The sequence below is a fragment of the Robinsoniella sp. RHS genome, from assembly GCF_001029355.1.
GTDB lineage: Bacteria > Bacillota > Clostridia > Lachnospirales > Lachnospiraceae > Robinsoniella > Robinsoniella peoriensis.
Genome location: NZ_JNGB01000255.1, coordinates 1 through 4,985, shown reverse-complemented (window position 1 = coordinate 4,985; position 4,985 = coordinate 1). Strand labels below are relative to the sequence as shown.

3 rRNA genes are annotated in these 4,985 nt (G+C 49.3%); all 3 read left to right on the top strand.

Annotated features, from left to right (window positions below):
- Window positions 1–1,506, top strand: a 16S ribosomal RNA gene (locus tag RHS_RS29400); the annotation flags it as partial.
- A 125-nt stretch (window positions 1,507–1,631) separates the two neighbouring features.
- Window positions 1,632–1,749, top strand: a 5S ribosomal RNA gene (gene rrf, locus RHS_RS29395).
- A 244-nt stretch (window positions 1,750–1,993) separates the two neighbouring features.
- Window positions 1,994–4,895: ribosomal RNA gene (locus RHS_RS29390) — 23S ribosomal RNA — on the top strand.
- The last annotated feature ends 90 nt before the right edge of the window (window positions 4,896–4,985 follow it).

Sequence of the window (4,985 nt, the reverse complement as noted above, 5' to 3'; positions counted from 1 at the left end):
TCAGGATGAACGCTGGCGGCGTGCTTAACACATGCAAGTCGAGCGAAGCATTAAACCGATTYYTCGGAAAGAAGTTTAATGACTGAGCGGCGGACGGGTGAGTAACGCGTGGGTGACCTGCCTCAGTACAGGGGGATAACAGACAGAAATGTCTGCTAATACCGCATAAGCGCACAGTGCTGCATGGCACAGTGTGAAAAACTCCGGTGGTATGAGATGGACCCGCGTCTGATTAGCTAGTTGGTAAGGTAACGGCTTACCAAGGCGACGATCAGTAGCCGGCCTGAGAGGGTGAACGGCCACATTGGGACTGAGACACGGCCCAAACTCCTACGGGAGGCAGCAGTGGGGAATATTGCACAATGGGGGAAACCCTGATGCAGCGACGCCGCGTGAAGGAAGAAGTATTTCGGTATGTAAACTTCTATCAGCAGGGAAGAAAATGACGGTACCTGACTAAGAAGCCCCGGCTAACTACGTGCCAGCAGCCGCGGTAATACGTAGGGGGCAAGCGTTATCCGGATTTACTGGGTGTAAAGGGAGCGTAGACGGCATGGCAAGTCTGGTGTGAAAGGCAGGGGCTCAACCCCTGGACTGCATTGGAAACTGTCAGGCTGGAGTGCAGGAGAGGTAAGTGGAATTCCTAGTGTAGCGGTGAAATGCGTAGATATTAGGAGGAACACCAGTGGCGAAGGCGACTTACTGGACTGTAACTGACGTTGAGGCTCGAAAGCGTGGGGAGCAAACAGGATTAGATACCCTGGTAGTCCACGCCGTAAACGATGAATACTAGGTGTCAGGGAGCAAAGCTCTTTGGTGCCGCAGCTAACGCAATAAGTATTCCACCTGGGGAGTACGTTCGCAAGAATGAAACTCAAAGGAATTGACGGGGACCCGCACAAGCGGTGGAGCATGTGGTTTAATTCGAAGCAACGCGAAGAACCTTACCAAGTCTTGACATCCCTCTGACCGGACAGTAACGTGTCCTTTCCTTCGGGACAGAGGTGACAGGTGGTGCATGGTTGTCGTCAGCTCGTGTCGTGAGATGTTGGGTTAAGTCCCGCAACGAGCGCAACCCTTATCTTCAGTAGCCAGCAATTCGGTTGGGCACTCTGGAGAGACTGCCAGGGATAACCTGGAGGAAGGTGGGGATGACGTCAAATCATCATGCCCCTTATGATTTGGGCTACACACGTGCTACAATGGCGTAAACAAAGGGAAGCAGCCCTGTGAAGGTGAGCAAATCCCAAAAATAACGTCTCAGTTCGGATTGTAGTCTGCAACTCGACTACATGAAGCTGGAATCGCTAGTAATCGCGAATCAGAATGTCGCGGTGAATACGTTCCCGGGTCTTGTACACACCGCCCGTCACACCATGGGAGTCGGAAATGCCCGAAGTCAGTGACCCAACCGTAAGGAGGGAGCTGCCGAAGGTGGAGCCGGTAACTGGGGTGAAGTCGTAACAAGGTAGCCGTATCGGAAGGTGCGGCTGGATCACCTCCTTTCTAAGGAAAGAATGAGTAAAGGTTGTTTTACTGTTCAATTATTAAGTAATGAAATGAGTATTTCGGGAAGCTGAGCGAAAGCCGGCAGAAAGAAATACAATAAACTACCTTAATAATATAAAATTTCTGGTGGCGATGCGCTTAGGGGAAACACCCGTACCCATCCCGAACACGATGGTTAAGACTTAAGCGGCCGATGGTACTGCACTGGTAACGGTGTGGGAGAGCAGGTGGCTGCCAGATTACAAAAAAATAATATGAAATAACTGTTTTTACCAGTGATTTAAGATCAAAATGCTTTTGGTTTTAAATGACTGATAAAAATTCAGTCAGTAAGATATGTACCTTGAAAATCACATATAGAAATAATCAAAAATATCTAAATTAGATAAGACATCCGAGGTAGTTATCTTTTAAAAAGGTAATTATTTTAAACTAGCAACAAAACTAAACCAACACCGAACAACGCTATGTGAGGTGAAAAAATGGTTAAGCGAACAAGAGCGCAGGGTGGATGCCTTGGCACTAAGAGCCGATGAAAGACGTGATAAGCTGCGAAAAGCTTCGGGGAGGAGCAAATATCCTACGATCCGGAGATATCTGAATGGGGAAACCCACTTGAGCAAACCTCAAGTATCCATACGCCAATACATAACGTATGGAAGGGAACCCGGGGAACTGAAACATCTAAGTACCCGGAGGAAAAGAAAGAAAACTCGATTCCCAAAGTAGCGGCGAGCGAAATGGGAGGAGCCTAAACCGGAATGCGTGCATTCCGGGGTTATGGACTGCATAACGTGACTTGAATGGTAAAAGAACGGTTTTGGGAAATCCGGCCAGAGAGGGTGAAAGCCCCGTATTTGAAACCAGAAGAGAGCAGGCAGTATCCAAAGTACCACGAGACACGAGAAACCTTGTGGGAAGTCGGGGGGACCACCCCCCAAGGCTAAATACTACTTAGTGACCGATAGTGCATAGTACTGTGAAGGAAAGGTGAAAAGAACCCCGGGAGGGGAGTGAAAAAGAACCTGAAACCCTGTGTTTACAAGCTGTGGAACCACTTTATATGTGGAACCGCGTACTTTTTGTAGAACGGTCCAGCGAGTTACGCTGGCTGGCAAGGTTAAGCACTCAAGGTGTGGAGCCGGAGGGAAACCAAGTCTTAATAGGGCGAAAGAGTCAGTCAGAGTAGACCCGAAACCGGGTGATCTATCCATGTCCAGGTTGAAGTTACCGTAAAAGGTAATGGAGGACCGAACGCACATCCGTTGAAAAGGGTGGCGATGAGGTGTGGATAGGGGAGAAATTCCAATCGAACCCGGAGATAGCTGGTTCTCCTCGAAATAGCTTTAGGGCTAGCCTCATATTAGTCTAACGGAGGTAGAGCACTGAATTTCCTAGGGGGCGTCAAAGCTTACCAAAGAATATCAAACTCCGAATGCCGTATAGATGATGTATGGGAGTCAGACTGCACGAGATAAGTTGGGCAGTCAAAAGGGAAAGAGCCCAGACCTCCAGCTAAGGTCCCAAAGTGTGTGTTAAGTGGAAAAGGATGTGGGATTTCGAAGACAACTAGGATGTTGGCTCAGAAGCAGCCATACATTAAAAGAGTGCGTAATAGCTCACTAGTCGAGAGGTCCTGCGCCGAAAATGTCCGGGGCTGAAACACAACACCGAAGCTGAGGAATGGAAGTACATCTACGGGTGTACCCATTGGTAGAGGAGCATTCTTAACTGAGACGAAGCTGTACCGTAAGGAGCAGTGGATTGTTAAGAAGAGAGAATGCTGGAATGAGTAGCGAGAGGAAGGTGAGAATCCTTCCGGCCGAATATCCAAGGTTTCCAGAGTAAAGCTGATCTGCTCTGGGTAAGTCGGGGCCTAAGGCGAGGTCGAAAGACGTAGTCGATGGACAACAGGTTGAGATTCCTGTACTATAGTATAACAGAACTGTGGGGACACAGATGGAAAGCACAATCCGGGAATGGAAAAACCGGTACAAGCGGGGTAGGAGTAGTAAAGGCAAATCCGTACTACAATCCGAAGACGTGACGTGGAGCGAACTAAAGTAGCGAAGTGTGTGAGCCAGCTGTCAAGAAAAGCCGCTATTGTTTATATTATACCCGTACCGTAAACCGACACAGGTGGATGAGGAGAGAATCCTAAGGCCGACGGAAGAAGCATTGTTAAGGAACTCGGCAAAATGACCCCGTAACTTCGGGAGAAGGGGTGCCTCGAAAGAGGCCGCAGAGAATAGGCTCAAGCAACTGTTTAGCAAAAACACAGGTCTATGCAAAACCGCAAGGTGAAGTATATGGGCTGACGCCTGCCCGGTGCTGGAAGGTTAAGAGGAGATGTCAGCGCAAGCGAAGCATTGAATTTAAGCCCCAGTAAACGGCGGCCGTAACTATAACGGTCCTAAGGTAGCGAAATTCCTTGTCGGGTAAGTTCCGACCCGCACGAAAGGCGTAATGATTTGAGCACTGTCTCGACAATGCATCCGGTGAAATTGAAATACCAGTGAAGATGCTGGTTACCTGCGCCAGGACGGAAAGACCCCATGGAGCTTTACTCCAGCTTGATACTGGGATTCGGTATTGCATGTACAGGATAGGTGGGAGACTAAGAATTCACAACGCCAGTTGTGAAGGAGTCATTGTTGGGATACCACCCTTGCAGTATTGGATTTCTAACCAGCCACCGTGATCCGGTGGTGGGACAATGTCAGGCGGGGAGTTTGACTGGGGCGGTCGCCTCCGAAAGGGTATCGGAGGCGCTCAAAGGTCTTCTCAGAATGGTTGGAAACCATTCGCAGAGTGCAAAGGCAAAAGAAGGCTTGACTGTGACACCGACGGGTGGAGCAGGTACGAAAGTAGGACTTAGTGATCCGGTGGTATAAAGTGGGATTGCCATCGCTCAACGGATAAAAGCTACCCTGGGGATAACAGGCTTATCACTCCCAAGAGTTCACATCGACGGAGTGGTTTGGCACCTCGATGTCGGCTCATCGCATCCTGGGGCTGTAGTAGGTCCCAAGGGTTGGGCTGTTCGCCCATTAAAGCGGTACGCGAGCTGGGTTCAGAACGTCGTGAGACAGTTCGGTCCCTATCCGGCGTGGGCGCAGGATATTTGAGAGGAGCTGACCTTAGTACGAGAGGACCGGGTTGGACTGACCTCTGGTGTACCGGTTGTTCTACCAAGAGCATGGCCGGGTAGCCAAGTCGGGAAGGGATAAACGCTGAAGGCATCTAAGCGTGAAGCCCCCCTCAAGATGAGATATCCCCCGCATAAGCGGTAAGACCCCTTGAAGACGACGAGGTAGATAGGTTAGAGGTGGAAGTGCAGTAATGTATGGAGCTGACTAATACTAATAGGTCGAAGGCTTATCCATAAGGTTTAGGATAATGTCAATAAAGTTGATATGATCAACGAAGTTGGTAATGCAAGAACGGATGATATTTGATGAATTTCTGTGTGTGGT